Source organism: Pseudoalteromonas sp. SIMBA_162, from assembly GCF_046535955.1.
In the GTDB taxonomy this organism is placed as follows: Bacteria; Pseudomonadota; Gammaproteobacteria; order Enterobacterales; family Alteromonadaceae; genus Pseudoalteromonas; species Pseudoalteromonas marina.
Genome location: NZ_JAWJBQ010000695.1, coordinates 1 through 257, shown reverse-complemented (window position 1 = coordinate 257; position 257 = coordinate 1). Strand labels below are relative to the sequence as shown.

1 protein-coding gene is annotated in these 257 nt (G+C 75.5%); it reads left to right on the top strand.

Features of this window, described 5'->3' with window-relative positions; genetic code table 11:
* Nucleotides 1–257, top strand: a 257-nt coding sequence (locus tag R0J88_RS21455) for a hypothetical protein (protein WP_410901094.1), incomplete at both ends; no start/stop codon positions are given.

Below are 257 nucleotides of genomic sequence, written 5' to 3'. Positions count from 1 at the left end.
CTCGGTGCTGTCGTCGCCGGCCACGCGCCGCGCGCGCAAGGCCGCGCAGCTGGACGCGCCGGCGACGAAGCGCCGCTCCAGCGTGCTCGCGCGCAGCGCGCCGCGGCCGGCGCTGAGCGTGACCCACGCGTGGCAGGGCTGCGCGTCGCTGAGCGGCTGGGAGAGCATCGACCGCGTGCTCGAAGTCGACCAGACGCCGATCGGCAAGACGCCGCGTTCGTGCCCGGCCACCTACATCGGCGTGTGGGACACGATCC